At 69.3% G+C, this 25,701-nt stretch carries 25 protein-coding genes and 4 pseudogenes; 9 read left to right on the forward strand and 20 right to left on the reverse strand.

Going from position 1 to position 25,701, the window contains the following annotated elements:
- Positions 1–30: 30 nt before the first annotated feature.
- The 5 genes and pseudogenes from IH80_RS0104955 to IH80_RS0104970 all read left to right on the forward strand — a co-directional run bounded on the left by IH80_RS0104955 (position 31) and on the right by IH80_RS0104970 (position 4,808).
- Positions 31–711: an HAD family hydrolase gene (locus tag IH80_RS0104955; RefSeq protein ID WP_234432129.1), complete on the forward strand. Its 681-nt coding sequence runs from the start codon at positions 31–33 to the stop codon at positions 709–711.
- Positions 708–2,558 (forward strand): hypothetical protein, encoded by a 1,851-nt coding sequence (locus tag IH80_RS0104960; protein ID WP_030957993.1) that lies wholly within the window; start codon positions 708–710, stop codon positions 2,556–2,558. Before IH80_RS0104955 ends, IH80_RS0104960 begins: the two co-directional genes overlap by 4 nt.
- A 116-nt stretch (positions 2,559–2,674) precedes the next feature.
- A pseudogene (locus tag IH80_RS45695) lies at positions 2,675–2,959 on the forward strand (thymidylate synthase); the annotation flags it as partial.
- 43 nt (positions 2,960–3,002) lie between these two features.
- Positions 3,003–3,374, forward strand: a complete 372-nt coding sequence (locus IH80_RS0104965; RefSeq protein WP_030957995.1) for a hypothetical protein — start codon at positions 3,003–3,005, stop codon at positions 3,372–3,374.
- A 357-nt stretch (positions 3,375–3,731) separates the two neighbouring features.
- Entirely contained in the window at positions 3,732–4,808 is a 1,077-nt protein-coding gene (locus tag IH80_RS0104970; RefSeq protein WP_030957997.1) for a hypothetical protein, read from the forward strand.
- A 102-nt stretch (positions 4,809–4,910) separates the two neighbouring features.
- Here IH80_RS0104970 and IH80_RS0104975 read toward each other — a convergent pair whose 3' ends face one another.
- The 6 genes and pseudogenes from IH80_RS0104975 to IH80_RS38865 form a co-directional block, all read right to left on the reverse strand.
- The gene (locus IH80_RS0104975) at positions 4,911–7,430 is read right to left on the reverse strand and encodes a hypothetical protein (RefSeq protein ID WP_051808814.1); all 2,520 of its coding nucleotides are present in this window, start codon (positions 7,428–7,430) and stop codon (positions 4,911–4,913) included.
- A 914-nt stretch (positions 7,431–8,344) separates the two neighbouring features.
- Positions 8,345–9,391, reverse strand: coding sequence for an MSCRAMM family protein (locus IH80_RS0104985; protein ID WP_030958002.1), 1,047 nt, complete (start codon positions 9,389–9,391; stop codon positions 8,345–8,347).
- A 34-nt stretch (positions 9,392–9,425) separates the two neighbouring features.
- Positions 9,426–9,785 carry a DUF317 domain-containing protein gene (locus IH80_RS45700; protein ID WP_234432130.1) on the reverse strand — a complete coding sequence of 120 codons (360 nt, stop codon included), beginning with the start codon at positions 9,783–9,785 and terminating at the stop codon, positions 9,426–9,428.
- A 118-nt stretch (positions 9,786–9,903) separates the two neighbouring features.
- Positions 9,904–10,338, reverse strand: a pseudogene (locus IH80_RS45705) (DUF317 domain-containing protein); the annotation flags it as partial.
- Entirely contained in the window at positions 10,245–10,727 is a 483-nt protein-coding gene (locus IH80_RS43525; RefSeq protein ID WP_030958003.1) for a hypothetical protein, read from the reverse strand. The pseudogene IH80_RS45705 and the gene IH80_RS43525, both read right to left, overlap by 94 nt.
- A 26-nt stretch (positions 10,728–10,753) precedes the next feature.
- Positions 10,754–11,360 (reverse strand): annotated as a pseudogene (locus IH80_RS38865) (DUF317 domain-containing protein); the annotation flags it as partial.
- Positions 11,361–11,819: 459 nt separating this feature from the next.
- Here IH80_RS38865 and IH80_RS40600 point away from each other — a divergent pair.
- Genes IH80_RS40600 through IH80_RS44545 form a run of 3 tightly spaced genes read left to right on the forward strand, consistent with a single transcriptional unit; the run spans position 11,820 to position 15,003 of the window.
- A complete protein-coding gene (locus IH80_RS40600) occupies positions 11,820–12,785 on the forward strand; it encodes a thioesterase domain-containing protein (protein ID WP_030958004.1) in 966 nt (321 codons plus the stop codon).
- On the forward strand, positions 12,782–13,828 hold the full coding sequence (locus IH80_RS38875; RefSeq protein ID WP_037878922.1) for a caspase family protein: 1,047 nt from the start codon (positions 12,782–12,784) through the stop codon (positions 13,826–13,828). Before IH80_RS40600 ends, IH80_RS38875 begins: the two co-directional genes overlap by 4 nt.
- On the forward strand, positions 13,825–15,003 hold the full coding sequence (locus IH80_RS44545; protein WP_030958008.1) for a hypothetical protein: 1,179 nt from the start codon (positions 13,825–13,827) through the stop codon (positions 15,001–15,003). The genes IH80_RS38875 and IH80_RS44545 overlap by 4 nt, the downstream gene beginning before the upstream one ends.
- Before the next feature lie 3 nt (positions 15,004–15,006).
- Here IH80_RS44545 and IH80_RS41830 read toward each other — a convergent pair.
- The 14 genes and pseudogenes from IH80_RS41830 to IH80_RS0105085 form a co-directional block, all read right to left on the reverse strand.
- Positions 15,007–15,468: pseudogene (locus IH80_RS41830) on the reverse strand (carboxylase); the annotation flags it as partial.
- A gap of 66 nt (positions 15,469–15,534) precedes the next feature.
- Positions 15,535–15,837: a hypothetical protein gene (locus tag IH80_RS0105025; RefSeq protein ID WP_030958011.1), complete on the reverse strand. Its 303-nt coding sequence runs from the start codon at positions 15,835–15,837 to the stop codon at positions 15,535–15,537.
- 37 nt (positions 15,838–15,874) lie between these two features.
- Complete coding sequence (locus IH80_RS0105030) at positions 15,875–17,110, reverse strand: MFS transporter (RefSeq protein ID WP_030958012.1); 1,236 nt, start codon at positions 17,108–17,110, stop codon at positions 15,875–15,877.
- Complete coding sequence (locus tag IH80_RS0105035; protein WP_030958013.1) at positions 17,107–17,625, reverse strand: hypothetical protein; 519 nt, start codon at positions 17,623–17,625, stop codon at positions 17,107–17,109. The genes IH80_RS0105030 and IH80_RS0105035 overlap by 4 nt, the downstream gene beginning before the upstream one ends.
- Entirely contained in the window at positions 17,622–18,467 is an 846-nt protein-coding gene (locus IH80_RS0105040) for a winged helix-turn-helix transcriptional regulator (RefSeq protein WP_030958015.1), read from the reverse strand. Before IH80_RS0105040 ends, IH80_RS0105035 begins: the two co-directional genes overlap by 4 nt.
- Positions 18,468–18,507: 40 nt before the next feature.
- A complete protein-coding gene (locus IH80_RS0105045) occupies positions 18,508–18,921 on the reverse strand; it encodes a hypothetical protein (RefSeq protein WP_030958017.1) in 414 nt (137 codons plus the stop codon).
- 10 nt (positions 18,922–18,931) lie between these two features.
- Positions 18,932–19,381 carry a hypothetical protein gene (locus tag IH80_RS0105050; protein ID WP_030958019.1) on the reverse strand — a complete coding sequence of 150 codons (450 nt, stop codon included), beginning with the start codon at positions 19,379–19,381 and terminating at the stop codon, positions 18,932–18,934.
- On the reverse strand, positions 19,378–19,860 hold the full coding sequence (locus IH80_RS0105055) for a hypothetical protein (protein ID WP_030958020.1): 483 nt from the start codon (positions 19,858–19,860) through the stop codon (positions 19,378–19,380). The genes IH80_RS0105050 and IH80_RS0105055 overlap by 4 nt, the downstream gene beginning before the upstream one ends.
- A 106-nt stretch (positions 19,861–19,966) precedes the next feature.
- On the reverse strand, positions 19,967–20,320 hold the full coding sequence (locus IH80_RS0105060; protein WP_234432131.1) for an SH3 domain-containing protein: 354 nt from the start codon (positions 20,318–20,320) through the stop codon (positions 19,967–19,969).
- A 146-nt stretch (positions 20,321–20,466) separates the two neighbouring features.
- Positions 20,467–21,216, reverse strand: a complete 750-nt coding sequence (locus IH80_RS0105065) for a hypothetical protein (protein WP_030958024.1) — start codon at positions 21,214–21,216, stop codon at positions 20,467–20,469.
- 15 nt (positions 21,217–21,231) lie between these two features.
- On the reverse strand, positions 21,232–21,930 hold the full coding sequence (locus IH80_RS0105070) for a hypothetical protein (RefSeq protein WP_030958025.1): 699 nt from the start codon (positions 21,928–21,930) through the stop codon (positions 21,232–21,234).
- 17 nt (positions 21,931–21,947) lie between these two features.
- Positions 21,948–22,430: a hypothetical protein gene (locus tag IH80_RS0105075; protein WP_030958026.1), complete on the reverse strand. Its 483-nt coding sequence runs from the start codon at positions 22,428–22,430 to the stop codon at positions 21,948–21,950.
- The gene (locus IH80_RS0105080) at positions 22,427–22,984 is read right to left on the reverse strand and encodes a DUF4913 domain-containing protein (RefSeq protein WP_030958027.1); all 558 of its coding nucleotides are present in this window, start codon (positions 22,982–22,984) and stop codon (positions 22,427–22,429) included. Before IH80_RS0105080 ends, IH80_RS0105075 begins: the two co-directional genes overlap by 4 nt.
- A gap of 244 nt (positions 22,985–23,228) precedes the next feature.
- Positions 23,229–23,984, reverse strand: a complete 756-nt coding sequence (locus IH80_RS0105085) for a DNA-methyltransferase (RefSeq protein WP_030958029.1) — start codon at positions 23,982–23,984, stop codon at positions 23,229–23,231.
- Between the two features lie 507 nt (positions 23,985–24,491).
- On the opposite strand from IH80_RS0105085, the gene IH80_RS0105090 reads away from it, so the two are divergent.
- Positions 24,492–25,625 carry a C40 family peptidase gene (locus tag IH80_RS0105090; RefSeq protein WP_030958030.1) on the forward strand — a complete coding sequence of 378 codons (1,134 nt, stop codon included), beginning with the start codon at positions 24,492–24,494 and terminating at the stop codon, positions 25,623–25,625.
- Positions 25,626–25,701 lie beyond the last annotated feature (76 nt).

A 25,701-nucleotide genomic window follows, 5' to 3' on the forward strand; every position in this document is an offset into this window, starting at 1 on the left:
GTGATGCCATCCCGGTTTACGCCCTCGCCCATGCCGCTCTCCGGCGGAACGAGGGTGGGCTTCGACACCGAAGCCGTACGTGTGCTGCTGCTCGACCTGGACGGCGTGCTCGTCGACACCCGCCCAGTTATGGAAAGCGCGTGGCGCCAGGTGTGTGAGGACCACGGCCTCGATGTGCCATTCGAGGAGTACGAGCGCCACCTGGGCCGGCCCTTCGCCGACATCATGGAGCAGCTCGGGCTCGCTGACGCCGAGCCGATCCACCAGACCTACTCGAAGGCGTCGACAGCCGCCTCTAACCTCGCCCGACAGTTCGACGGCGTCGCGGAGGTCCTGCACGCCTTCGCCGCTGCCGATTGGCGGATGGGGATCGTCACGTCCAAGCCGTTGGACCGAGCCACTCCTCTGCTGGCCCAGCTCGGTGTCCCGTTCGCCACGGTACGCACTCCGAACGGGGTGGGGCGGGGCAAACCCGCACCGGACCCGATCATGCTCGCCCTGATCGACCTCGGCGCCGACCCGGCCGACGCGCTGTACGTCGGGGACATGGCAGTCGACCAGGAAGCGGCCCGCCGCGCCGGCGTCTCGTACGTGCACGCGGGCTGGGGCTACGGCACCCCGAGCTCCCCGGCCCCCTTCGTCGCCGAATCGCCGAAGGACCTGCTGCGGCTTGTGGACACCGGGCCGCTCCTCGAAGGGAGCCTGGTATGACGCCGCCCAAACGCAGCGCCCTCGGCATCGCCCAGCTCGCGTCCGATGGCAAGCCCCTGTGGGCGCTGGTCGGCGAGGGCGCGCTCGCGACCATGAAATCCGACCGGATGGCCACGTCCGAATTGGAGGCCCTGCCATTCGACCCGAGGGAAGCGGAAGTACGGGTCGACCAGGTGATGGAGGCTCTCGAAGCGTACGGCGCTGACCTCGCGAGGACGCCGCGTGGCGCGGGGTGGTTGTACGTCCAGCACGTGCCGGCGCGGCGCCTGGTGGCGCAGGTCGTACGCAAGCTGGCGGCGCTCAGCACCTGGGGGCCGTTCGCCAAGGCTCCAGGTCCGCTGAGGCTCGCGCCGTACGAAGGACTCGTCGGGCTGCGGTCGAGCAGCTCGCGGGAGTACCGGGCCTACACCGTCACCTGGTCAGGCATCGCCTATCTGCTCGGTGCCGCGGCCCCTCACAATTCCCTCCGCTCCGCTCAGTTACGCAACCTCCCTCCTCTCCTGGCGGCCGCAGCGGTGCCGGGTCCGGCTCCCTCGGAGCTGCCGCTGAGTGAAGTGGTGGCGCTGTCGTGGTCCTCCCGTCACGCGGCCACTCTGCTGCCGGTGCTGGAGGAGCTGGCCAGGAACGGACACCCGAGCCTCGTAGTGGACCTGGCGACCGACCCGGCGGAGCGGTGCCCGGCTTCAGAAGTCGCGGGGGTGAACCTGTGCTCGCCGCCGACCGGTCTCTTCGACCTCTCCGGCGCCGTGGACGGTCTGAGGCGGCGGGACGACGGCCGCGTCGTTCGGGTCGATGAGCACGAGGTTCGACTGGACCGGCTGGTCCGTCTCGTGTCCGTACTACTGGAGACGAGCGGCGGATGCACGCAGCCCTCGTGGCGATCGGTGGTTCGGGCGGAGACGTGGCTGGACGGCGTCCTCACCGCAGCCCGGCCGCACACCGTTCTGGTCAGCAACGACACCAGCCCGCTGGGTGCACTGGCTGTACACGTGGCAGAGCGCCATGGCGCGAATGCGGTGCATGTCCAGCACGGAGCCTGGACGGCGGAGTCGGTCGCATGGCCTGCGCTACACAGCCGCGACATCGTCGTCATGGGTGAACGGGATCTCCCTCTCGCGAAGGCGTGGGTGCGCCACCCTGGCGCTGAGATCCACGTCCTGGGCCAGCCCCGCTTCGACGCGCTCGCCGGCCTCAGCCGCGAAGCCCAGCGGCGTTACCTGGAGGACCTGCTGTCACCCAGCCCACGGCGAGGCCCTGCCCGTATCGCGGTGTGGGCCTGCCAGCCCTTCGGACCCGACCGGCTCAAGGCCCATGCCGACCTCCTCCTGGACGGTCTGTGGAAGGCCGGCGACTGGGGACTCGTCATCGCGCCGCACCCGGCACAGAGCGTCGACGTCTTCGCTCCCGTGCTCCAACGGGACGGCCGGCCGCTCGTGGCCGTGGCCGATCCCCGGGTCGGCGCTCGCGGCTGCCTCGTCGGCGCCGACGCCCTGGCAAGCGCCTATTCGACGTGCGGCATCGAGGCCGCGCTGCTCGGGGTCCCGGTGCTCGAACTCGGCTCGCCCGACGAGCGCACGCTCGGACTCTCCGATCACGGCCTCGCACGGCGGTGCAGCACCGCCGACGAGGTGGCCGACGCCCTCGGAGCACTTCGCGATCCGCGCCCGCCCGCCGACCGGGCGGCGACGGACGCGGTGTGCCGGTGGCGCGGCGACAGCGCCGCCCAGGTCGCACGCCTCATCGCCCGGCGCGCCGACGGCGATGTCCTGCACTCCCACCATGTCCATCACGATGCCCGCGGCGCCGACTCCGGACGGCCGCAGGGTGAAGGAGTTTCTGCCCGATGACACATCTGACCGCCGACAGCGTCGCCGAGCTCTTCGTCGGCGCGGTCGCCCTGGCCAAGAGCGGCGAGAAGGTCAGCCCGCGGGACATGGCGACCCGCGAGGTCCTCGACGTCCACATGCGGCTGACCCAGCCGCGGGCCCGTCTGCTGTACGCGCCGCCGGCGCGTGTCATCAACCCGGCGTTCGCGGTGGCGGAGACCGTCTGGCACCTATCCGGCTCGGACGCCCCGTGGATCTTCGACTACAACGCGCGTCTCCGGCAGTACGCGGACGACGGTGTCCTGCGTGGTGCGTACGGGCCGCGGATGCGGAAGTGGGCAGGCAACGTGGATCAGCTGCACCGCGTCGTCGAGATCCTCAAGGAGGACCCGGACTCGCGTCGGGCCCTGATCCAGCTCTACGACCCGGCTCAGGACGCCGCCGGGCACAAAGGTCCACCTCGGCATGTCCCGGAAGCTGTTCGCCGCCTGCGAGCGCCTCCACGAGGAAGACCTCGCCATCGCCCGGCGTACCCCGGGGCTGCGCGCCGAGGACCAGCTCGCCGACAACTCGGGGCTCAGCGAGGACGCTCAGGAAGAACAGCGACTCACCCGGCGACAGATCTTCCGCGAGCAGCAGGAGGAAGCCCGTCCCCGGCTGCGCCCCCTGCTCCGTGAAGCCTACGAGCGGGGGGCGACGAGCAACTGGAGCCACCTGCTGCGCCGTCCCGAGGAACCGAAGCTTGATCTGGAGGGTGACGAGGGTCTTCTCGAAGCAGCGACGCCGGAGACGTACCTGGCCGTCAGCCGCTACGACGTACCCCCGACCCACGCCTAGCCCGTGGAGATGTGACTGAGCAGGCCAGTGGGCCACTGTGAGCACCACAGGTGCCCACGCGTTCCGCCTGCAGACGAGGATCCACTTCATAACCCGATGATTCGATAAACGTCCGCCTGCGCGTTCGGGTGACGCGGCAGCGCGTCACCCCGGCGACCAGGGCCTGCCCCGGGTCGATGTGGTGAAATCCGGAGCGGTGGGCCCGGCGGGGTCCCTGCCCTGTGCTCGACCCGACATCGAGCACGCCGTGGAGAAGCCAACTCGGCTGGCGCCGCTGCATGGTCCGCATGTTCTTCGTGGCTCTCCGCCGCGCGTGCTGTGTCGGGACGGCTCCGCGGTGTTGAGGAGCTTCGAGTTATGAAGACAACCGCCGTCGAACGTCGCGCCGAACTGCTGCATCTGTACACCGGGATGCCCTGGCAGTCCGCCCGGCGCCGGGTCGAAGCCGCCGCGCCTGGCTCCTTGCTGATCCCGCAGCCGGTCGCCGACCAGATGCTGCTGGAGGCCCGGGTGATGGCCGCACTGGCCTGGCGTCGAATCACCACTCTGCACCCATGGGGCATCGAATATGTCGACCCGCGCTCCGACCGCCTCCTGATCCGATTCGAGGCCGACCCGGTCGAGCGGCGCGACCCGGAGGAGACCCAGGCTCTGGACCTGGCCGAGGCGCTGCTGCCGCGCGCCGACGAGTACGGCGACATCAAGGGGGTGCCCGGGGCCCGTACCCACGTCGAGGGCGGGCTGGTGGTGCTGCGCGTGCTGGACACGTCCGCCTCCGTCACCCTGCTGGGTCTGGACCCCGACGACTGGCTGCGCGCGGTCGACGTCCAGGACCGGCAGATGGGCGCCTACGGCATGACGCCGTGCCACCGCGACATGCCGGCCCGGTGGCACCCGGCTGAGCGCCCCTACCGGCGGCCGGGCCGTCGGGGCACCGCGGCGTCGGCCTGGTTGACCAGCGGGCTGCTGCGCCGTGTCGGTCTGATCCGCACCCTGGGGGCGCCGCTGGCCGTGACCGGCTGGCTCGGCCACCACGAACGCGGCGGTGGCGAACGCTGGATTATCGACCCCACGTTCGCGGAAGGTTCCGGCACCACCGGCCACGGGCGGCTCATGGCACTGCTCGCGGCGCCCGGCTGGGGCCTGCCCCTCGCCTCCGTGGATGAACACTGCACCTGCCATCTGTCGCCCGGCTACAGCGACCAGTGCACCACCGTCGCCGCCGGCCTGGCCGAGCGGCCCGGAGTGCTGGAGGTTCGCGCCATCCAGCGCCACGGCGACCGCCTGAAGCGCATCCAGGAGCACCGCCCGGCGACCTTCGCTGCCCAGCAGCAGCTTGCTCTCTCCGTGCCAGCCTGGGTCGACCGCTGGCTCGAGCGCGGTGGAGCTCCTACTTCGGAGGCACCGGTCGGCGCCGTCACCAACCTTCGTTGAGCACCACTCATAGCCCATGATTCACAGCCGAGTGGGAGGCGGGCTCCTCAATTGCCACGAGGAGCCCGCCGGCACATATTGACTCGGGTTCTACCGTGCTGGTCAGACCTGAAGGATCAGCGCTTCCACTTGTTCGAGCGTCGTCACGCTGGCCTGGGCCGCGGCCCGGACCTTCGTCAGTTTTTCCATCCACTCGATCCGCTGCTCGGCCGGCAGCGCGTCCTCTCCGAGCTGGACTCGCAGGCGGCGCGCCTCTTCGAAATCCGTCATCAGGGTGTGGGCGGAGTCCACGGCCTGCTGGTAGGCGCTCTCGACGAGTTCCACACGGGCGGGCAGTTCCCGTCGCAGCGTGGCCAGCTGGTCGTGCGGGTCGGCCGGCGGCGCGCCGTGCACGGTGGCAGTGGGATCCGTGTTGGTCCCGGCCGTGGGGGACGTGGTGGTGCTTCCGGGGCTGCCCGGGGCCGGGCGGCCGAGGTCCACGGGGAACGTCTCGTCGAACCAAGCCTTGTCGGCGACGTAGTGGGTGGGCTGGCCCTCGGTGTCAGGAGCGATCACCATCCCCGCGGTGACCGGCGTCCGGCCCTCCACCCAGTGCCGCTCCCCGTAACAGACCAGAGGCTCACCGTCTTCCGCCTCGGGCGGCTGCGTCGCGTCCGGGTGCTCCAGCACGGCCTTTGCGAACGCGAGGAGGAGTGCCCGGCTGATGTTCGGGGCGCCGGTTGCCGTGTACGCCAGAGTGAGGGCGGCGAGGGCGCTCTTAGGGGTGCGCCGCACACCCTTGCGGCCATCGCCCGCCTCGCTGCCCTGGCCAGCGGTGATGAACGGCTGCGGAGCGTGAATCAGCCCCGGCGCCATGCGCTGGACGAGGGCGGCCCAGGCGGTCGCGTCACCGGCCTCTGCCCCGAGGAGGAGCACCTTGAGCGACCGCGGGTCCTGCCCGGCGCCCTTGGCGGTCTCCGGGACGCCGAAGAAGCCGAGGGCGGAGAGGATGTTCCCCCGGTGCAGGAACAGCTGGGCGATGGCGGCGGACCACAAGCGGGTGCGTGCCTCCGCTGTCTTCGCCCTCGTCTGGCTCCACGCCGGCTCCTGCAGAGTGCCCCTGACGATCGGCCAGAAGCGGCCTGTGTCGCGGACGGTGCGTGCGTTCGTCTGCTTCGGGGCCTCGGGCGGGATCTCGGGGAACACGAGCGCGGTGATGGCGCGCACCGCGACGTCGCGGAGCACGGCCGGGGTAACGTCGTCGACGGCAGGCACGAGCGGCGCGAGCGGGTCGAGCGGTCCGTTGGCGGTCAGCGCGTCGCGCACCCCGACCAGGTCGAGGAGGTCCGCGCCACGCGCATCGGGGAACGCCTCGGCGAGCGCGTCCGCGAGGAGCGATTCCCTGGCGTATGCGTCGACGAGCGTCGCGAACAGGGCGATCAGGCGCGCATCCTCGTCGTAGGGCTGGATGCCGCGCAGGTGGTCGTTGACGTTCAGCGTCCGCAGGACGTGTTCCAGCGCCGCCGGCTTGGTGCAGCCGATCACGATCTCCGCGGACACCGTGGCGATCTTCCCCGCCCGGACCGACGCGTCGGTTGCCTCCGTCTCCGGCTTGGCGGCGGCCTCGTTGAGCCGGTCGGAGAGCCGGTTCAGGATTTCCCGCTGGCCCAGCAGCAGCAGCTCGGGATCGGCCTTCTTGTCCTTCGGCATGGGCAGGAGGGACTGGGGCATCCCCGTGACCAGGTGTTCCGGACGCACACGGAAGATGTTGAGACGGGCCAGCGCACGGTTGTTCCCGGTCACGGCGGCCAGCCTCCACAGCTTCGACACCGTGCCGTCAGGATGGGTGACCTGCCACTGCTGCAGCACGTTCATGCCCTTGGAGAGCTGGCCCGCGTCCACGAGGGACTCAGCCAGGTCGTAGCCGCGGGTCTTGCCGGCACGCTCCAGATTCTCGGCGGCGTACCGCTGCATGTGGACGGCCACCTCGTACGGCTGCTCGGCGAGAGCGAGCGCCGCCTTCGGCTCCCCGTCCTCCTCCGCCGCCCGGACCACAGGACGCGGCCGCCGACCACCGAGGGCGGTGAGGAGGGCCTCGCGCTCGTCTTCGAGTTCCCTCACGCGGCGCTCAGCGTCCGCGTGCTTCTGCGTGGCCGCCGCCAGGGCTTGCGCGGCGTACGTATCGTCGCCGGCCGCGCGGCGGCAGCTCTCCCGTTCCTTCTCGGCGGTCTTCGCGGTCTTCCTGGCCTCGTGCAGCGCCAGCTCGGCGGCGATGAGCTCCTTGACGCGCTGGCCGGCCTCAGCAACGGGCGGCGACCAGCAGCTGACGGTGCGGTCGTTGAGGTCCCACGGGACCACCGCAGCGCCATGGACGTCACACATCAGCAGGAGTACCTGCTCGTCGCCGGCCTGCACGAGACGGTAGGCCGAGGGCTTGAGTACCTTCTTGTTGCTCCGGCTGGCGATCAGGCCCTTGATCTCGGTGTCCGGGAGAGCGGTGGCCAGCCCCTCGGTGATCGCCTGTCGGGGAGGGGGCACGACCCCGTGTTCCGCGCAGGTGTTCTCGATGGCGTCCGCAAGGGACCGGCCCCACGTGTCGGTGCCGATGTGCGGGAAAATGCCGTCGCGTCGTTTCGCGACCATGGTGTTGTCCTTCCGCCCGGGCGTGCCGGGCCGAACACAAAGCCCCCGCCTCTCGGGAGCGTGTCACGCGCCCGAGCGCCGAAGCCTCGTGCCGACGAAGAACAGGCCAACACCCTGCACAAGGATGTGTGGCGGTCCTCGCCCCGTACAGCCCACCTGCCAACGCCCGAAGAACGATCAGCCCCAACAACGCCTCGGTGGCGTCTGGACGTCTCGCAGCTTGCTCCTGCTCCGCCGACGGCGGCATGAGGCGGACGCCGGTGATGAGCCACCGACGTGCACCACGGAATCTGCCACCCGCACCCGCGCAATGCCGAGCTAGTACGGCGGAGTTTCATTAGATCAGGTGAACTAGCCACCAATTACCTTGCAGCCGGCCGATTTGAGGTACTGCACGATGACGACGGAGCCGTGTCAGCGGCAAGCCAGGCTATGAGGTTCTGACCTGCAGGCCGTCGGTGGTGAGCAACTCCGACCTGCGCGGTACCCCTGGCCCAATAGGCCCGCACGGCGGTCAAAGTTTGGTGAGAATGCTCAACCTTGGGTGAGGCGAGACGCCGAGCCTGCGCCCACTACCTGCACAGATGCGACAGAAATCGAACACGTGATGCAATAATCGTATGCGATGCGCTGCTTTCCCCGAGGACCTGATCGCCGCGCAGTCTGCCTGGGACCGGACCTATCGGAACCTCACCGACCCGGCCCACCGTGAGCGGACGACGGTACTGCGTAGGCGCCTGTTGGAGCTGTCGGTCCAGCTGTGGTGGCACCCGTACTGGCATAACGCCCGGACCGGGCAGCGGGTGGCGCTGCATACGGCGGCGCGGGGTGGACCCAGCGGGTACACAGCGGTAGACGAGAGCAGGCCCCCGGAATGACGTCCCAGGGGCCTGCTGATGGTGGGTGATCTTGGATTAGATGGCCTCGCCGGTGTCGTCCGGCTCGGGCTGGGCCGACGTACGACGGCGGGCAACGACCAGGGCGACGGCGCCTGCGGCGACGAGGAGACCCGCTCCGCCGGCGATCCACGCCGTGGCGTCGGCGCCGGTGTGGGCAAGGGAGCCGGCCGGAGGCTTGAGTGTCGTTTCGTCGTCCAGCCCGGCCGCTGCGGTGGGCGAGGAGACGGCGACCGGCGTGCCGGTGCCCGTCGGGGAGGGCTTCGACCCGCCGGTCCCGCTGCCGCTCGGCTTGTCCGCAGGTGTAGACGGAGTGCCGGTGGGCTCGGGCGTCGGCTTATCCGAGGGGTCGGGCTTCGGCGTGGTGGCGGTGTCGGCGTTGGTGACGGTCACCGTGACCGGCGCGCCGGGGCCTGCGGTGAACGTCTTCGACGGCTTGTAGAGGCCGTAGCCGGCAGGGGCCTTGATCTGCTTAACCCAGAATTCGGTCTTCCGGCTGGTCACGGGCAGCTCTCCGGTGGCTGTGCCCTGCGACCCGGTGGTCAGGGTGAGCAGGGTCTCGCTGCCCGTTCCGATGTTCACGGTGGATCCGGGCAGCAGCTTTCCGGTCTTGTCGTCCTTGGCCTGGAGGAGAACCTTGGCGGCCTTGAACGGGTCGGTGATCGTCAGCGGTGTGGTCACACCTGGGGTGACGATGACGTCCTGGTCGGCGACGACCTCGTGGAGCGGGCTGCCGGAGGACGTTTCCTTCAGCCGGTACACACCGGGAGCGAGGTCGCTGAAGGTCAGCTTGCCCTGCGCGTCGGTCTTCCCGCGTCCGGTTTCCTTGCCGGTGGAGTCGAGCAGGAGGAACTCGGCGCCGGGGAGGACGTCCCCGGCCGCGTCCTTCTTGGTGATCGCGATGCTGCCCGCATTCGGGGCCGGTGTCTCGGTGGAGGCAGCGGAGGCCGAGGGCGTCGGCTCGGACGACTGGGCGGTGGCGGTCGGTGCCCAGGTGAGGGTGCCGGTCACCGCGGCGGCGACGGCAGCGGATCGGACGGCGCCACGGACGATACGAGCGTGCACGGGAAGAGGTGCTCCTTGATCAGGTGGTGGGAGGTCATCGGGTCCGGCCAGCGACCGGAGGCGTCGGCGGCAGGGCGGGTGAGTAGCTGGGCGGCTGTTTCGCTGCCGCCGTGGTGACGACGTAGAGGTGGCTGCGGGTGCGGAAGGGGACGTCCTGCACGGTGCGGTGCAGCGGCTCGGTGGAGATCGGCGAGGCGGTGAAGGCCGCGACGAGTGTGGTGGGCGTCCCGAGCGAGAAGGTCGCCTTCCAGTGCGGTTCGCTCGGGTATCCGCCCCAGGCTCGCCAGGCCGGTCCGTCGGAGCCGCCGATGGTGTACCGGTGCCGGACGCCCCCGAGCCCTTCGGGCGCGAGGAAGGCTCCAGCCGCGGGTGAACAGCGGCGCGTACGCCTCATGCGGTGCCGTTGCGTCCTCGAACAGCAGGTCTTGGTCGCTGTACCGGTCTTCCAGGTAGAGGTCGAGCAGTTCGACGTGGATGTCGTGCAGCAGCTCGATGGGGGTGGTGGCGTCGAACGTGATCTGCCAGGCCGTCGGCCCGAATGGGACACGGTTCGCGCCGATGGTCCACGTCCCCTTGCCCCGGGTTTCGGGTTCGGGGACGAAGCGGGTCCACAGCCGCAGGCAGGGGCTGGTGGCGTAGGCCGTCCCTTCGTCGGGCTGGTGCGGTGCCCAGTCCTCGTCGAAGGGGAAGGGCCAGACCGTACCGAGGCCCACCGGGCCGGGGCCGGCGAGATGTCGTGGGAGGACCTTCACGGTCTGGGTGGGGTCGGTTGTTGAAGGGGTCGGGGGACACGAAGGGGGCTCCTGCCGGGAAGCCCGCGCGGAGCGCCGGGCGGAGGGTTCGGACTTAAGGTTCAGCGGGCGCGTCCACCACTGCGGGCGGCTGGCGGGGCGGGAGCCTTGTGGGCGGTCCTGCCCGCAGCGCGGCTCGGCGCGGACGCGGTCCACGCGCCGGGGAACCAGACGGCGGTGTACTGCTCGATGGCATCGCGCAGACCCGTGAAGTCGGCTCCCTCCCATGCGGGTTGCCCCGGCCTGGCGAGCGTGATGTTGAAGGTGTCGGGCATGTTGCGATGGTGCAAGGTCCCCTGACGGCGGCGGAAAGTGCCGTGTTCGGCGAAGCTGAGCGCCACCGCGTCGATGGTGCCCTGGTCGATGTGCGTCACGGTCAGGCGCAGGCCGCCGTAGGTGTTCCTGTACTGCGTGTCCGTGAAGCCGATCTGCAGTCGTAGGGGTGCGCCCGCGATGGGCGTGGCGTAGTACGTGGTGCCTACGGTGGTGCCGCTGGGGAAGGGGAGGCGGAGTTCGGCGAAGAACTCGCGGGCGTGCAGGGGCAAGAGGACCTCTGGTCAACGGGACGGTTTTACCGGCGCGGGCCGGGCAGGGCCGGGCGGCTGGTGGTGGTGCTCCACCGCGGGACGCTGCGAGCGGGCGGCCGGGCGGCGTGCTGCGGCAGCCCGTTAGACATCGAGTGGCGTAGGGGCCGGCGGCTCAAGCGGCAGGATGGGGGTGAGCCGGGCCATGCCCTTGATGTAGCTGTGGGTGTCCTGTCGCCAACGGGGTAGCGGGGCCGGGTCGGAGAGGCACCGGGTGACAGCGGTGAGCAGGGCGACGGGGGTGTCGGTGCTGGCGGTCGCGTACCAGGCGGGGCGGTCGATGGACTTGCTGGCCCACAGCTGCCAGCGCGCGTCGCGCGTGGTCAGCTCGGCTTCTGGGTCGAGGTCGCCGGTGGTGAACTCCATTCCGGCGAGCCCGTCCGGCGCGTTTACCGCGAAGACGCCCCAGCGGGGGCGGGCCATCTCCCAGCCCTGCTGGAGCAGAGGGACGACGGCGAGAAAGGGCTCGTGCTCGTCGATTCCTGCCACCGACCTGGCGAGGTAGGCGTCCGGCCCTTGTTCGTACGCCGTGGCGAGAGCGGTGGTGAAGGCGCGGACGAACTCGGTGGGGGTGCGGTCGTTGAAGCAGGCGCCAGCAAACGCCACGAACGGGGCCGCACTGTCAGTGCCGACACACGCCGCAGACGCAGTACGACCCGGGCCGTCGGTGGCCGTTGTCTCCGCACCTCCCCACCGGCTACAGACAGACGTGGCAATCTGCGCATGATGCGCACAAATAGTACACTTACTAGCAGTTCCCGCTGATCAGGCAAATTGTTACCGCATCAGTGTTTACACGGGGGAGGCATGATGCCGATCCTATTCATCCACGGCATAACTGTTCGCCGTGATCGCTACGACTATCTGCTGAGTGACGTCGCTAAGGGGTTCGGCGCGGCCACTACGCCACCCCTCACGGTAAAGCCTTGCTACTGGGGGGATTTGGGCCGTTCCGCTTCATACACCGGCGTTAGCATTCCAGGATTCAATGTCGGAGCGCGCACTGTAGACACGCAGCTACGGCCTGCCTCTCGCACGAGTCTCCTCACACTGATGCTGGAGGACCCGCTCGCGGAGCTAAGACCGCTGCGGGACACGCAGGACTTCGACGGTCTTCTCACGCTGCCCGAGGGCGTGGAGCGGCGCAACGAGATCCTGAGCGAGGCCATGCTGTCAGTTGCCGGGCGAGTGGCTGCTGAAGCCGCCTCCTTCACCGGCCCCTATGACCCGCCTGACGCCAACAGCGTCACTGCTGTCGTCACGGGAATCTTACATGAGGCGCGGCGCGCGGATCGCAGTCTGACAGCAGCCGCACTATGCCCGCCAATGGCTCGCGCACTCACGGCTGGGCTGTACCGGGAGACCGTGAAGCGTGAGGAACCTTTGGCGATCGGGTTCCGTTGGAACCGCGCCGTCGAGGTGGTTGAATCCGCGCTCCGCGCTGAAGACCGACTCGGTGGCGAACGCGGTGCGTTCAAGGACCGAATCAAGGACATGGCCGCTGATTCGCTGACACTCGCGCTCCGCAACGGCCTACGCAACCGCATAATGCCTGGTCTGTCGCTCTTCTTGGGTGACACCTTCGCCTACTTCAATAACAGGTCCGAAATCCTCGAGCGGGTGGAGAAAGCAGTAAGCGGGGCGGGCACCGACGGCCCAGTATCGCTCATTGGACACAGCCTCGGCGGCGTGATCGCCTACGAGTACTGCCAGCAAGTCACCAGTAGAGACATCCAGCTGCTCGGAACCGTCGGAAGCCAGGTTGGCCTGTTCGGCGAGCTCGGTGTGCTGAGCGGGCCTACGCCAACTACCGCTGGAAAGCTGCAACCCCCTGCGAATGTCAGACAGTGGCGCAACATCTACGATCCGGATGACGTTCTGAGCTTTTTGGCTGCACCCGTCTTCGAACGGGTCAGGGACATGGACATTGACACAGGTGCGCCGTTCCCCGCCGCGCACAGCGAGTACTGGAACCTTCCGGGCACATACCGAGCGCTGGCAGCGGGGGTCGCACCATGAGTGCATCAGCGAACTGCGACTACGCCCTCATCATTGGGATTGATCACTATCCGCACCTCAAAGAATTGGAAGGGCCAGTCAAAGACGCCAAGAGGGTGGCAGATTGGCTGGAGCGCCGCGGGGGATTGCCACGGGAAAACGTGAAACGGATAGAGAGCAGTAGAGCTCGCCAAGGGCAGCCCGTCCTGGCCGAGGTCGACGCGGCGCTCGAAGAAATCCTCACACGAGCCGAGGCTCCTGCAGGTGCCGGCCGACGGTTGTACATCTACTTCGCCGGGCACGGCATGTCCCAGGAACTTGAGCATGTTGCGCTGTTCATGGCCGATGCGGCGGAAGGTCACTACAATCGTGCGGCGGCGAACGCAGTGGAGTATCGGAAGGCGCTTGCTCGTCGTGTTTTCCGCGAGCAAATATACCTTTTTGACTGCTGCCGCAGGTACGACGCCATAACTTGGGGCACCAAGCCGAATTGGGATACCAACCCAAAGGAGAAGAACCTGACCGGCCTCGTCCAGGTTGTGATGTTCGCGGCAGGCTTCCAGGAAGCTGCTTGGGAGCGTCGAATGCACTACGACGAGCGGCGCGGACTATTCACTGAAGCACTGATGGAAGGGCTGGAAGGCGCCGCCGCCAGTCAGAATAGGATAGTCACAAGCGACCGACTCGCGTCTTATGTTCAGCGTCGAGTCGAAGACCTCGCCCGGCGATGGAAGGTCGAGGAGGACCAGAACTGCGAGTGCACGGTATATGGCAGGCAGCGGCCTCTCATCCTCGCCACCGACGTGGATCCACGGGTACGGAGCGTGACGGTCACCTTTCCCAAGGGAACGAAACATCTCATTGTGACCGACGAGGGCGGGGAAACTCTTACAGCGATACCGGTCCGCCCGCACGACACGGACGCACTACTGGACCTCCCCCTCGCCTGGCTGAAGATCACGGCAGAATCGACTGCGTCGACCAAGGCATCGAAGGTAATTGACCTGATGCCCGATGGGAACAACACCACCTATCTCGTGGACCTGGGAGGACGCGCGCCATGACGCGGCTTATTATCGAGGCTCCATACGAGTTTACCGAGTTGAGGGTGCTCGATCCGCTTATGCGCGAGATCGCCGCCAACACGCACACCCTGAGCGCTCACCTGCATCGCGGCATCTATCAGGTGGAAGCTCGACAGCCCGGAATGGTCGACAAACGCCTCATCGACCTACCTGCCTCCGGCCGCACCCAGGTTCGCAATCTGGATCCGTTGCTCGACTCCCCCGCACCGCTGCAGGGAGTGCGTTCGTATCAGCAGAGCCACGAGGATGCCGCTCGAAGGGAGAGCCGTAACATCCACGCCGACCTGTCAGAAGGCTACTCCGGACGTCTCTTCATCTTCCTGCGCTCGGACGGATCCCCGCGCGAACAGATACCCCATCTCGCCGTTCAGGCTATGGACAGAAACATAGTTGTACAGCTTGACAAGCAGGGGATTGTCCACCCAGGAATGGGTTTCTGTGTGCTCTCCGTCGCGCTACCGGCAGGAATGTATGCGTTGGAACATAAGACATCTGAGTTTGGCTTGCGGAGACAGGCAATCTTCGTGGAGGAGGGATGGCAAACCCAACTATTCATCCCCTGGGACCGGGAAGGCGCCGGAGCCGAGCGGGCGCTAGTCGCCATGCTGCCCATCGATCAGGGTTTCGACCTCGTCAACGAATGGCAATACCACCACATTGAGGCCGCGCTCGACGGTCTGGCCCGCAGTCGGATGATTCTGACCCGTAAGGATGAGCGAGCCCTGCTCGATGGCGATTCCTCAAACCCGATCTTGGCTCTGATCGGCGCATATGGATTCGCACGCCAGTACAAGAACTACTACCGATGCGAACTCGAAAACCGCACGGTGACGGAGTGGTCGACCGCCATCGCTCACCAGCTTCTGCACCTGCTACCGCACAGCCCAGACGCCCATCTCCTCTACCACCTGCTTCGGAAGCTGGCTCCACCTCCTCGTGCGGAGCCTGTCGACGTGCCGGACCCACCCGTACCGCCGCTGACCACCTTCGACACCATCCCGATGTTCGCTATCGGGACGGAGGTCCTATTCCAGCAAGCAACGCCTACCTACGGAATTGTCCCCACCGACAATCTGATGGCCACGCTGGCCCCCAGGCGCACTGGCGGAAGCGTCTACACACGGTGGAATCCCAATGTCAGCGCTGGCGACTGAGCCCACGCCGATGCTGCCGGCCAACGCGGCGGGCTTGATGACGGCGGGGAAGCTGATGGTCGCCATCGCCTGTGCCGCCTCCAACAGGGTGCGGGCCTTCAACGAGGCGGCCGACGGCACCCCGTGGCGGGCGAACAGCGTACGGGCGGTGGCCTTGTTGCGGCAGGCCCGCATCACCTCGACGGAGTCCGCGTGCAGACCGAGCGCGCGTGCAAGGCGGGCGGTGGAGACAAGGTGCCACTCCTGCCAGGTGACGACGCCGGCGAGTTGGTGGCGTGCCGCCAGAGCCCGGCCCGCGGCGAGCAGCGCGGTGTCGTCGTGGAGGTCGACGACGGCGTGGTCGACGATGTACGGCTTCTCCCACGACGGCTCGGTGCCGGTCAGCAGGACGACGTCGTACGCGGCGGCCACCTGCTCCAGGCAGTAGCCGCGATAGGTCTCATCGCCGGGAGAGACGACGAGCACGAGGGGGCGAGCGGACAAGAAGGAGTTCTCCGGATCGTTGGACGGCAAGGCGCGGGAAGAGGGCTGTCAGTCGGCACGGCGGCGGCGTAGCTCGAAGGCGCTGGCCCAGTGGGGATGCGCGGCGATCAGCCGCCTGGCGTACAGGGCGGTGAAGTTGTTGTTCAGGCCGGGCACGCCGTACGGGAGTTGGCGACGCAAGTCCTCGAAGAGGTCCTTGAGGCTGACGCGGGTGGCGCCGGCAGCAAGGCGCCGGGCGGCCATGCGCTCCAGCGCGCGGTAGACGTGCGGGTGTCGCGCGTCGAAGGCGTGGAACTGCTCGGTGATGGTGCGACCGCTCGGACGGTGCGTCCTGGGGCAGGCAACGGACATGGCGGGGAGTTCTCCACAGGCTGGGGAGCGCATGGGGTCAGGTGCGCAGGGCGGGATCGGTGCGCAGGCGGACGAAGGCCGGGAACAAGCCGAGGGCCTGCAGGACGGCGCACGCGGTGATGACGTGGCCCAGCGCGTCGGGCGGGGTGAGCGCGGTGAGCACGCCGGCGACGGGGAAGGGCAGCAGGAGGATGAGGATGGTCACCGACAAGGTGCTGCCGAACTTCTCCGGCGGGATCAGGCGGGAGCGCAGGGTGCGCAGGACGACCGTCATGCCGCCCTCGGCCGCCATCAGGACGGCGACCAGGATCAGATAGGACAGGTAGTCGGGGGCTTGGGCGGCGGCGAGAGTGGCGATCGAGGCGAAGGCGGCGCAGGCCGCGCCGACTGGCCACAGGCCCAGGCGGTCGATCGCGAACCGGCAGAGCGTGACGCTCAGGAGCGTCGCGCTGGCGGCGGCGGACCAGACCAGACCGACGGCGGTGGTCGACTGCCCGTAGTGGTTGACGACGATCACCGGACCGGCCGCCTGGAGGAAGCCGATGGCGAAGTTGGACAGGGTCAGGCCGGTCACGAGCCAGCCGAGCGCGGGCAGAGACCGGATGGTCCGCCACCCGGTGAGCAGTCCCGCACCCGTGTTGCCCTTCGGCGCGCGGGCCGGGGGGATCGACGACGGCGGTGTGCGCAGCGCCAGCAGCGCAGCGAGCAGCGAGAACGCTGTGATGACCGCGAGCATCTGCCCAGGTCCGGCGAGCAGCAGCAGACCTGCCAGTGCCGGGCCGGCCAGGGTGGCGGTCTGGTCGATCCCGAGCAGGACGGCTTGGACACGGTGGGCTCGCTTACCCGCGCGGCGGCCGGCGGCTGCCCCCGCGGTCTCGGCCGCGATGTAACTGAACTCGGTGAGCACCCCGGTAACCGCGGCGAGCGCCATCACCGTCACGCTCGCCACGGCGCCGGATGGGTGGAGGTAGAGAAGGACTGCGCCGGCGGCGATGACCAGCGCGCGGCCGAGGGAGGCGAGGAAGAAGACGACCGCTGCCCCGCGCCGGTCGACGATCCCGCCGGCCCACCCGAATGCTGCCAGCCGGGGAATCCACTCCAGGGCGAACGCCAGGCCCGTCAGCGCCGGGGAGCGCGTGGTGACGAGCACCAGGAGCGGGATGCCGTAGGTGGACATGGCGAACGCGAGGGCGTCCACCGTGCGCGGCAGGTAGATGCTGCGCAGCAGTCCCCCGGTGTGGTGGGCGTGCCGGGGGGTGATGCCTGCGCTCACGCGACCGGCTCTGCTTCAAGGAGCACGGTGACCTGCGGGTTGGCCTTCAGCCACTGCAGCAGCAGAGCGCGGGGGTGGACGAGATCCGTTGCGGCCTCGGCGCTGATCGTCCCCTCGTCCGCTGGGCGTGGGGAGTCGTCGGCTCGGTCGGCCACGAGCGCGGGGACCAGGAGGCTCAGGGAGTGCTGGAGGCGGGTGGTGAAGTCGCAGACCCGGGTCGGGTAGGCGTGGCGGCGGGCCCAGCGGGCGGAGGCGTCGTAGACGTCGGCCAGCTCCGAGCCCGCCTCGGTGAGGGAAAGGCCGGCGCCGGGTGCGACCCGGGCGAGACCGTGCGCGCGGGCAACGTGGGTGGTCCGGCGAAGGTGGTGCGAAGAGAGGACGGGGAGGGTGGCGGCGAGCCTTCTCGGCGGGATCGGTCCGTTGTCGTCGATCTCGGTGATCAGCCGTATCAGGCCCGGCGAGGACAACAGGGCCAGTGCGTTGTGGAGTTCGGCCGGAGTGAAGGAGGCAGTCATCGGCGCGGGCCCCCTGCCGCGAGCGCCGCCATCGGGCGGGCCGTCGCAGTGTGCGAGAACAGGTCGCGGTTCTGCCACGTCGGGCGAGAGGCCCCTCCCACCCGGACAGGCGACGAGGCTGCGGGAGCCGGCAGCGATTGATTGCTGACCCACTGCTTCGGGGCGGGCGCGGCTCCCGGGCGTCCCCAGACCGGGTGCTGGGCAGCATGGCTGAGGGGCTGCCCGGAGGACCATGCGGACAGGGCACCGAAGACGGGCCCCAGGCCCTCACCCGCCACGGACAGCCGGTAGGGCTGGCCAATGCCCTCGGTGTCGACCAGACCGTCGGCCACAAGCTGCCGCAGCGGCGGGTACACGTTGGTCCAGTCACTGCTGGGCATGACAATTCTGGCCAAGGCCCGGCCGCTGACCTCGCCGCGGGACTTCAGCACCCACAGGATGGCGGCGGCATGCCGCCGGGTGAGCAGGGTGAGGCTGTCCTCGATCTGCTCGATCGCAAGCAGCGGGCGGTCCGCCTTCTCCAGATGTTCCTCGGCCCAAGTGACGATCACCGGCAGTACCGGCAGCAGGGCTGCGCCGCGGTCGGTGTGGCCGTAGGTGACGTGCCGCGAGGAGTGTTCGGTGCGCTGGACGAGGCCGGCGTCGCACAGCGACTTGAGCTTGGGGTGGAGCTGGCCGTTCTGCAGCCAGGACACCTTGCCCGCCAGCTCGCTGTACCGCAGCGGCGGACCGGACAGAGCCAGCAGGATCCGGACGTTCCATCGCGGGGTGATCATGGCGAGGGCTTCGGTGACCCGGGCGATGTCGGCATCGGTGTCAGGGGGCAGAGCGGTGATGGCCAAGGGAGGAACTCCTGGATGAGTAAAGGGAAATCGCCTGCTGTCAGCGCCGGTGCGCCGTGCTCTCGGCCGGACGAGGCGGGGCCGGGGGCGGCAGCGAGGGAGTCGGCGGGGGCGGCGCCGGGGCCGGGACGCGCGCCAGGCTCTGCAGAACGGCCAGGGCCGACTTGGTCTGGGCGTCGCGGACGGCGACCGCTTCGGCGAGCCGGCGGGCGCCGTCGAGAAGGTGCGAGACCTCGTGTCCGCCGATCTGCCGCTCGAGGTGGAGGAGCTGGGCGAGGCGGTCGCGATGGAAGTCGATGCTGCGCTCGGCGAGGGTGAGGTCGTCGTGCATACCGAGCAGGGCGGAGAGCATGCCCGGCGGCTGGTCGCGGGCGTGGGCTTCGAGGTCGGCGAGCGGTGCGCCGTACAGGTCCTCGATCCGTCCGGCTATCTCGGTGGACGTCGAGTGGGGCAAGCGGGGGCTTTCACGGTCGGCGGGCCCTTGCCGCCCCGGCACGCGCGGGGCCCGGGGCGGCAAGGGACGGGGGCAGGGCGGCGGCGACCACCGGCTGCGCCGTACGGACGGGGCGGGACTGCTGATCGGGGGGCGGCATGGTGCGCAGCAGCTCGCCGAGCGCGGCGCGGTAGCCGTCGCGGGCATCGAGCGCCGCCTCCAGCCACTGCGCGTCGAAGCGGAGGTCACCGGCTGACAGCTCGCCCGTGTCCCGGTCGGGCGCCATCGCCTCGTGCACGCGGTCACGGACGCGGGCGACCTGCTCCTCGGCCAGGGCGAGGAAGGAGCGCAGCTCCAGGGCGCGGGTCAGCGCGGGAGGCGCATCGGGTGCGGTAGCCGTCGCGTACAGCTCGGCGACCGGGGCGCCGAAGACCTCCTGCAGCCGGCCGTCTGCGGTGCTGGACCTCAGCCGGACGCTCACAGCAGGGCCCTTCCCGCTCGCGGCACCGACGCCGACGCGCCCGCGGGGCGGTGCGGCGCGCTGGTCGGCACCGCCGGGCCCTTGCGGGCTCCACGGCTGAGACGGGCGAGGCGTTCGGCAGCGAGGCCCTTCTTCCCCGGAGCATCCGGATCGAGAAGCCAGGCCACGACCTGGGCTCGGCCGTCCCGTGCCGTGACGGCTGCGTTGACGCGCTGGGCGAGGCCCATCGTGGGGTCGTCGACCTCACCGGGCTGCGTTTCCAGCGCGGCGAGGAGGTCGTCCTCCGCTCGGTCGAGCACAGCCTGGGAGTCGACGAGATGGCCGTGCCACTTGACGACCTCGGTGGCGTCGGGGTTCGCGGTCGGCGCGACGGCGACTGCGGCCCTCAACTGATCCATGCCCATTCCGAAGTGGGCTTCGATCCGTTCGGTGAGTACACCCAGGACATCCGCTGTGTCTTCGGGTATGTCGTCGGACAACGGGAACTCCTTTTCGGAAGACAACACCTGGAACTTCAGGGGCAGGGAAATGACGGGCGGTCGAACAACCCGGCTGTGAGGTACGCCGGTTACTGCTGCCGGCCTGTCAGCTGAGGCACATGCAGACGTCTCGGTAGACGTACGTGCCGGAGACCCAGCCCTTTACGCCGGTCGTCCTGTCCGTGATGTAGAGCCAGTTACCGCTCTTCTTGTGCACGGTGAACTTGTGGCTGCGGTAAAGCACCCCGACCGCGGTGGACTTCGTGGTGGCTTTGGACCGGATGGTCACCGCCTTCGTGTGGACCTCGTACGGCAGCGGCGGCAGAGACGAGCAGCTGCTCGTCGGCAGGGCAGTCGTCGCGGTGGCGACGGGCGCCGCGCTTGCGGCGGTGGCGGACAGCACCGGCACAGCGAGCGCACCGAGCATCGCAGCGGATATGGCAATACGGGTTGAGCGCATGCGGAAGAAACCTCCATGAGGCATAAGGCTTGAGGGGAAGACACCGGGGCTTTTCCCCGGCGGCTGTATAAGAGTCCGCAGAATCGCCGGTTTGGCTAACCGGCGATCGTCGGCTATGTTCCGCCGCGCCGGTCGGGGCTCTGAACTCAGCGGGATCGGCCGGGCGGGCGCGGAGCGGGGGCCTTCGGCATGGCAGCCGGGCGGGTGAATGACGCTGCCGGACGGACCGGCGGGAGAGGGCCGGCCTCGCCTCTGAGCCGGTCGTCGCACCACCGAAGGGCCTCCTCAACCGTGGCGAAGCCGCCCTCGCGCAGGGTGTGGGTCCACGCGTCCGTGTCGACCTCCTCGACCACGACGCGGAACGGTGAGGGGGCTCGCTCGTCGAGAGCGCGCAGAGCCACGACGGTGACCATGTCGTCCGGGTCGTCGCTGGTGTAGGAGTAGCCCATCGCGTAGTGGTCGCCGTCACCCGCGAGGCGTTGCTCCAACGCCCGCGTCGCCTCGTCCGCCGGCGGTGGACCCAGTTCGGGGTCGAGGCCGATGGCATCGGATGGACAGCCGCGGTGGATCAGCCAGGACTGCGCCATCGCGGGCAGCGGCAGCGGAGCCTTCTCGAAGGCGAACGTCCGCTCCTGCTGGTTCCGCTGCAGGTGCACGGCGACGTACTGGGGCGTGCCGGGGTGGCCCCACGTGGCGGTGCGGTCGAACAGGACGTAGTAGCTGTGCACACCGTTGGCGGTGTGGTGTTCCGCGAGAGGGACGAGCATGTCGGACCGCACTTCGACCTGACGGTAGAAGTCGAGGTGAACCTGCTCGTCGGCGTCGAGGTCGTCCACGTCGAATTCGACTTGGGGCAGGGGCTTCCGGGCGGGTGCCGGTTCGCTGGGGGACAACAAGGGCCTTTCAGGAGTTCAGCGCCGCCGTGCTGGGGTGGACGGCCAGGCCCCGGGGCGAGCCGGGGGCTTCGGCACATGGGTCGTGGGCGGCCGGCGCGCGGCGAACAGCGCGGCGCGGCCGGCATCGGTCAGTGCGACGGGTTGGCCAGCGCGCACGGCGTGGCCGGTATGACGGGAGACCAGGCCGGCACCCTCCAGCTGCTGTAGCTCGGCGTAGGGGATGCGGGTGCCGGAGGCAGTGGTCACCGACATCCGGCCGGTCAGGAGATGCTCGTAGAGCTTGGCCCCGCCGGCGATGGCCAGCAGCGCCGCCTGGTCAGCAGTCGACAGCGGCGTTTCGCCGGGCGCGGAGGACGCTACGGCGGCGGCCTCGATGGGCTCCAGGGCGGTGATCACCTTCAGGGCGGCAGCGTCGCGTTCGTTGGCGGCCTCCTCCAACTGGTCCACAGTCCGGTCGATGCGCGCGAACAGGGCGCCGTCGACGGGGAACTCGCCGCTGGAGAGGCGGTGGAGAAGGACGCGGTAGAAGGTCACGCCGGTCTCGGCCCGGGCCAGCTCGCGGTGCCGGTCGACCAGGTGGGCATGTGGCTCGTCGAGGACGCCGCGGTCGCGGTACGCCCACAAGGTGTCGACGTCATGGCCGGTGACGGCTTCGATGCGATGGTCGAGTGGGGACACCGCACGCCGGACTGCCGGCGCGGGGTCAGGGGGCATAGGCAGGGCTCCGTCGTTCAGCGGGCGTGATGGTGCGAGGGGTTGTGTGCGGGGCGGGGCAGGCCCGGCAGCGCGGAGGGCGGCGGAGCGGGTCGCGGTGCGGGGCCTCGGGTCGTGAGCTGCGGGGAGCGGGAGCGTGCCGCGTGGGTGCGGGCGCTCAGCGGCCGGCGGGTCATGCCCAGGCGGCGGCCGACCTCGTCGTAGACGTCGTTGCCCGCGCGCGGCCGGACCGCGACCACGTGGATCTCCCGCTGGTGCGTGGACTCGGCGGGTGCCGGGCGGACGCCGTAGACGACGCGCCAGTCCTTGCGGGAGTCCACGAACAACTTGCGGTAGCCCTCCAGGTCGCCCGTGAGCCGGAGGCCGAAGCGCTGCGCGTTCACGACTTCCTGCAGGTAGGCGAGGGTGAGATCGCGGATGTCGCTGGGCGCCTGGAGGAGGTCAGTCAGGGCTCGGGGGTCGAAGCTCAGGCCGAAAGCCGGTTGCTGCCCCCCGTTCACGACGTCGGCTCGTCCGGCTCAGGGGGCGTGCCCGCCTCCGCCGCGCTCGCCATCGCCTTCTCCGTACGAGCCGAGGGAGGCGGCCCCGGAAGGATCCGGTGGGCGGGGCGCTCGGGGGAGGTCATGCAGGCCGACAGCGGACCGCCCGGCGCGCGGATCGCCGCGATGGCGTGGGTGAGGAAGTCCCGGTGCCACACGAACAGACCGGAGAGACCGGCTTCGGGGTCCTTGTGCTGCTGGTATGCGAGCCACAGGGCGTGAAGCCATGCAACGACGTCGTCGTGCTCCTGCCACTGCAGGCACCAGGGCGCCGCGGTGGTGACCTCCGCCCCGTAGACCGGGAGGAAGAAGTCATCGACCCAGTCGGACAAGGCGTCGAGCTCGTCCTCACGCTCCTCCCCATCCAGTTCCAGAATCGGGCGCGGCTCCGGCGGCGCAGCCGGGGGCGGTCCGCCGAGTCCCGGCATGCCGAACGCGGCGAACGGTGATCCGCCCGGAGCCGGGGCGGAGGCGAGATGGTCGAGCTGCTGGGCCTGCTGAGCCGACTGCTCCATCAGCCTGCGGACGCTCGCCTCGATTCCCTCCAGGTGGGGGTCCGGAATACGAACCGGTTCCAACTCCCCGCGGTCCGAGGGTTCTATGGATTCAGACATGGAACGTGGGGCCTCCTACGAGGTGCGGAAAAAAAGGGGGAGCGGAAGCAGTGCGGGCCGGTCGACGGACTACCGGCGTCACGGCGGGATACCACTCGGGGCCGGAAGCGGCGTCGGATTCTGCGCAGGAAAGGCGGTCGCAGCCTCAGACGGAGAGGTCCACGTCGTCCTGGGTGAGGGTTTCACGGATCGTCTCGGTGAGTCGGTCGGCTGCGATGGACGCGTAGTGCTCGGTCTTCTCCACGCCGATGAAGTCGCGGCCTTCCAGCAGGGCGGCGACGCCCGTGGAGCCGGAGCCGGCGCAGAAGTCGAGCACCGTGCCGCCTTCGGGGCTGATCTTGACCAGCTCGCGCATGACCGAGACCGGCTTCTGCGTGATGTGCTGGCGCTTCGTCCCCGAGGGCTGGGAAGCCGAGTACATGCCCGGTAGATAGACGGGGTTCCGGGCGCCGTCGATCGACCCCTTGCTCGCCCAGACGATGAACTCGCAGTTCTGGGTGAACCGGCCCTTTTGCGGCCTGGCCTGCGGCTTGTGCCAGGCCAGCACACCGCGCCACAGCCACCCGGCCGCCTGGATCGCGTCCGTCGTGGTGGGGAGCTGCCGCCAGTCGGTGAACAGCAGAGCGGTGCCACCAGTTTTCGTGAGGCGGTGGGCTTCGGTCATGATCTGCGTCAGCCAGAACCCGTAGCTGCGCTGGTCCATGTTCTCGCCGGTGAAGTCCGGCAGGGCGTGCTGGGCGTCGGCGGAGGTGTACTTCTGCTTCGCCGAGCGCGTGGTGCGCTCCTTCGCAGTCCGGCCGCCCGAGTTGTACGGCGGGTCGGTGATGACGGAGTCGACGCAGTCGTCCGGCAGGCCGGCGAGGACGCTGAGAGCGTCGCCCTGGTGCAGGGAAAAAGGCAAAGAGGGCCCCAATTCGGGTGTGGAAGCGTGGAGGGAAACTCCCGTCGCGCATACGAGTCCCCGCACAGGCCGGAATTGGGCATGAAGAAGCCCGGGCCGCAGACCGAGGAGGGCGAGGGGAGTCCAAAAACTGTAGAGGCGAATACGCCGACGACCAAGAAGTCCGCTGCTGACGTACCGGATTCCGGCACCTCATGCCGACTTTTTGGTCAGCCGCCAATCCGGGCCTACTGTTTTTGAACCGCCCGGCGCACACCGCCGCTGGCTACTCCCCACCACGCCTCACGGAGGTACCCCCTGCCCCGGCACACCTAGACCACGACACGGCCATGCGGAGCGAGCGGCAACTCGCCCGTCGGCCCTCACGATTGCCCACCCCGGCCGCCGCGCCCTTCCACCCGCTACGCGCACGCGGCACGCCGGACACCGCACCCCCAAGGACACGTTCATGACGCCTTGCTCCCCACCCATGCCCGAAATCGCTGACGCGCGAGCGGTCCGCGCCGGTTGAAGGCGGTCGCCGCCGGCATCGGCGTCGTCTTCCTCTCCCCACTGCTGCTCGCCGGGACGGCCATGTTGATGGCCTCCTCCGCCGAAGCCGTGCAGACCTCCGGCTCTTTCAGCGGTTGCCTGACCGACATCGACTCCGACGAGGTCGCCAAGCACGTCACCGAGATCTTCGACGGCGCGTCCGGCAAGGACGTCCGCATCGAGGGCCTAGATCTGCCCGCCGAGCAGGTCCCCAACGCGCGGACCATCGTGGCCACCGGCATCAGCCTCGACGTGCCCAAGAAGGGCCAGATCATCGCGCTCGCCACCGCGATGCAGGAGTCGCGGCTGCGCAACCTCAACTACGGCGACCGGGACTCGCTCGGCTTGTTCCAGCAGCGTCCCTCACAGGGCTGGGGCACTGCCCAGCAGATCCGTGATCCCGTCTACGCCAGTGAGCGCTTCTACAAGGAGCTGCTCAAGGTCAACGGCTGGCAGCAGATGACCGTCACCCAGGCGGCACAGGCCGTGCAGAAGTCCGGCTACCCGGACGCGTACGCGCAGTGGGAGAACCTGGCCACCGCGCTCCAGACGGCCATCGCCAAAACCTTTCCCAGCACCGGCAAGGACATGGACGACAAGGGGCCGGACAAGGGCGAGGAGTCCGCGACCGGCACCACCGGCTGCGCTCCAGCCCAGGACGGATCCGGATTCGGCCGCATCCCCGAGGGCAGCGTCCCGAAGGGATACAAGATCCCCAAGGATGCCAACCCCAAGGCCCGTAAAGCCCTCGACTGGGCGATGCACCAGCTCGGCACGCAGTACCAGTGGGGCGGCAGCTGCACCGCCGCGCACGGCCCCGACCCGATGGGCCGCTGCGACTGCAGCTCGCTGATGCAGCAGGCGTACGCCCACGCCGGCATCACCCTCACCCGCACCACGTACACGCAGGTCAACGAAGGCAAGGCCGTCTCCCCCAGCCACCTCCAGCCCGGAGACCTCATTTTCAGCCGCGGCACCGCGAGCCGCCCCGAGCACGTCGGCATGTACATGGGCGAGGGCCTCGTGATCGAGGCCCCGCGCACCGGAAAGCCCGTCCGGATCACCCCGATCAAGGACTGGGACATCCTCGCCGTCCGCCGCGTCCTCTGACGCCGCTCCCGCCCGCACCCCGCTGCTGCGGGCGGGCCGCCGCCGCGGCCACTTCCCGCGCTCCGAGCGCCCCTCC

It is taken from the genome of Streptomyces sp. NRRL S-378, from assembly GCF_000720645.1.
Taxonomy (GTDB): domain Bacteria; phylum Actinomycetota; class Actinomycetes; order Streptomycetales; family Streptomycetaceae; genus Streptomyces.

Bases quoted from the DNA above. Each gene is read 5' to 3' on its own strand.
- IH80_RS0104955 (WP_234432129.1), top strand. From the start codon at position 31: ATGCCGCTCTCCGGCGGAACGAGGGTGGGCTTCGACACCGAAGCCGTA.
- IH80_RS0104960 (WP_030957993.1), top strand. From the start codon at position 708: ATGACGCCGCCCAAACGCAGCGCCCTCGGCATCGCCCAGCTCGCGTCC.
- IH80_RS0104965 (WP_030957995.1), top strand. From the start codon at position 3,003: ATGTCCCGGAAGCTGTTCGCCGCCTGCGAGCGCCTCCACGAGGAAGAC.
- IH80_RS0104970 (WP_030957997.1), top strand. From the start codon at position 3,732: ATGAAGACAACCGCCGTCGAACGTCGCGCCGAACTGCTGCATCTGTAC.
- IH80_RS0104975 (WP_051808814.1), bottom strand. From the start codon at position 7,430: ATGGTCGCGAAACGACGCGACGGCATTTTCCCGCACATCGGCACCGAC.
- IH80_RS45700 (WP_234432130.1), bottom strand. From the start codon at position 9,785: ATGAGGCGTACGCGCCGCTGTTCACCCGCGGCTGGAGCCTTCCTCGCG.
- IH80_RS40600 (WP_030958004.1), top strand. From the start codon at position 11,820: ATGCTGGAGGACCCGCTCGCGGAGCTAAGACCGCTGCGGGACACGCAG.
- IH80_RS38875 (WP_037878922.1), top strand. From the start codon at position 12,782: ATGAGTGCATCAGCGAACTGCGACTACGCCCTCATCATTGGGATTGAT.
- IH80_RS44545 (WP_030958008.1), top strand. From the start codon at position 13,825: ATGACGCGGCTTATTATCGAGGCTCCATACGAGTTTACCGAGTTGAGG.
- IH80_RS0105025 (WP_030958011.1), bottom strand. From the start codon at position 15,837: ATGTCCGTTGCCTGCCCCAGGACGCACCGTCCGAGCGGTCGCACCATC.
- IH80_RS0105035 (WP_030958013.1), bottom strand. From the start codon at position 17,625: ATGACTGCCTCCTTCACTCCGGCCGAACTCCACAACGCACTGGCCCTG.
- IH80_RS0105060 (WP_234432131.1), bottom strand. From the start codon at position 20,320: ATGCGCTCAACCCGTATTGCCATATCCGCTGCGATGCTCGGTGCGCTC.
- IH80_RS0105070 (WP_030958025.1), bottom strand. From the start codon at position 21,930: ATGCCCCCTGACCCCGCGCCGGCAGTCCGGCGTGCGGTGTCCCCACTC.
- IH80_RS0105080 (WP_030958027.1), bottom strand. From the start codon at position 22,984: ATGGAGCAGTCGGCTCAGCAGGCCCAGCAGCTCGACCATCTCGCCTCC.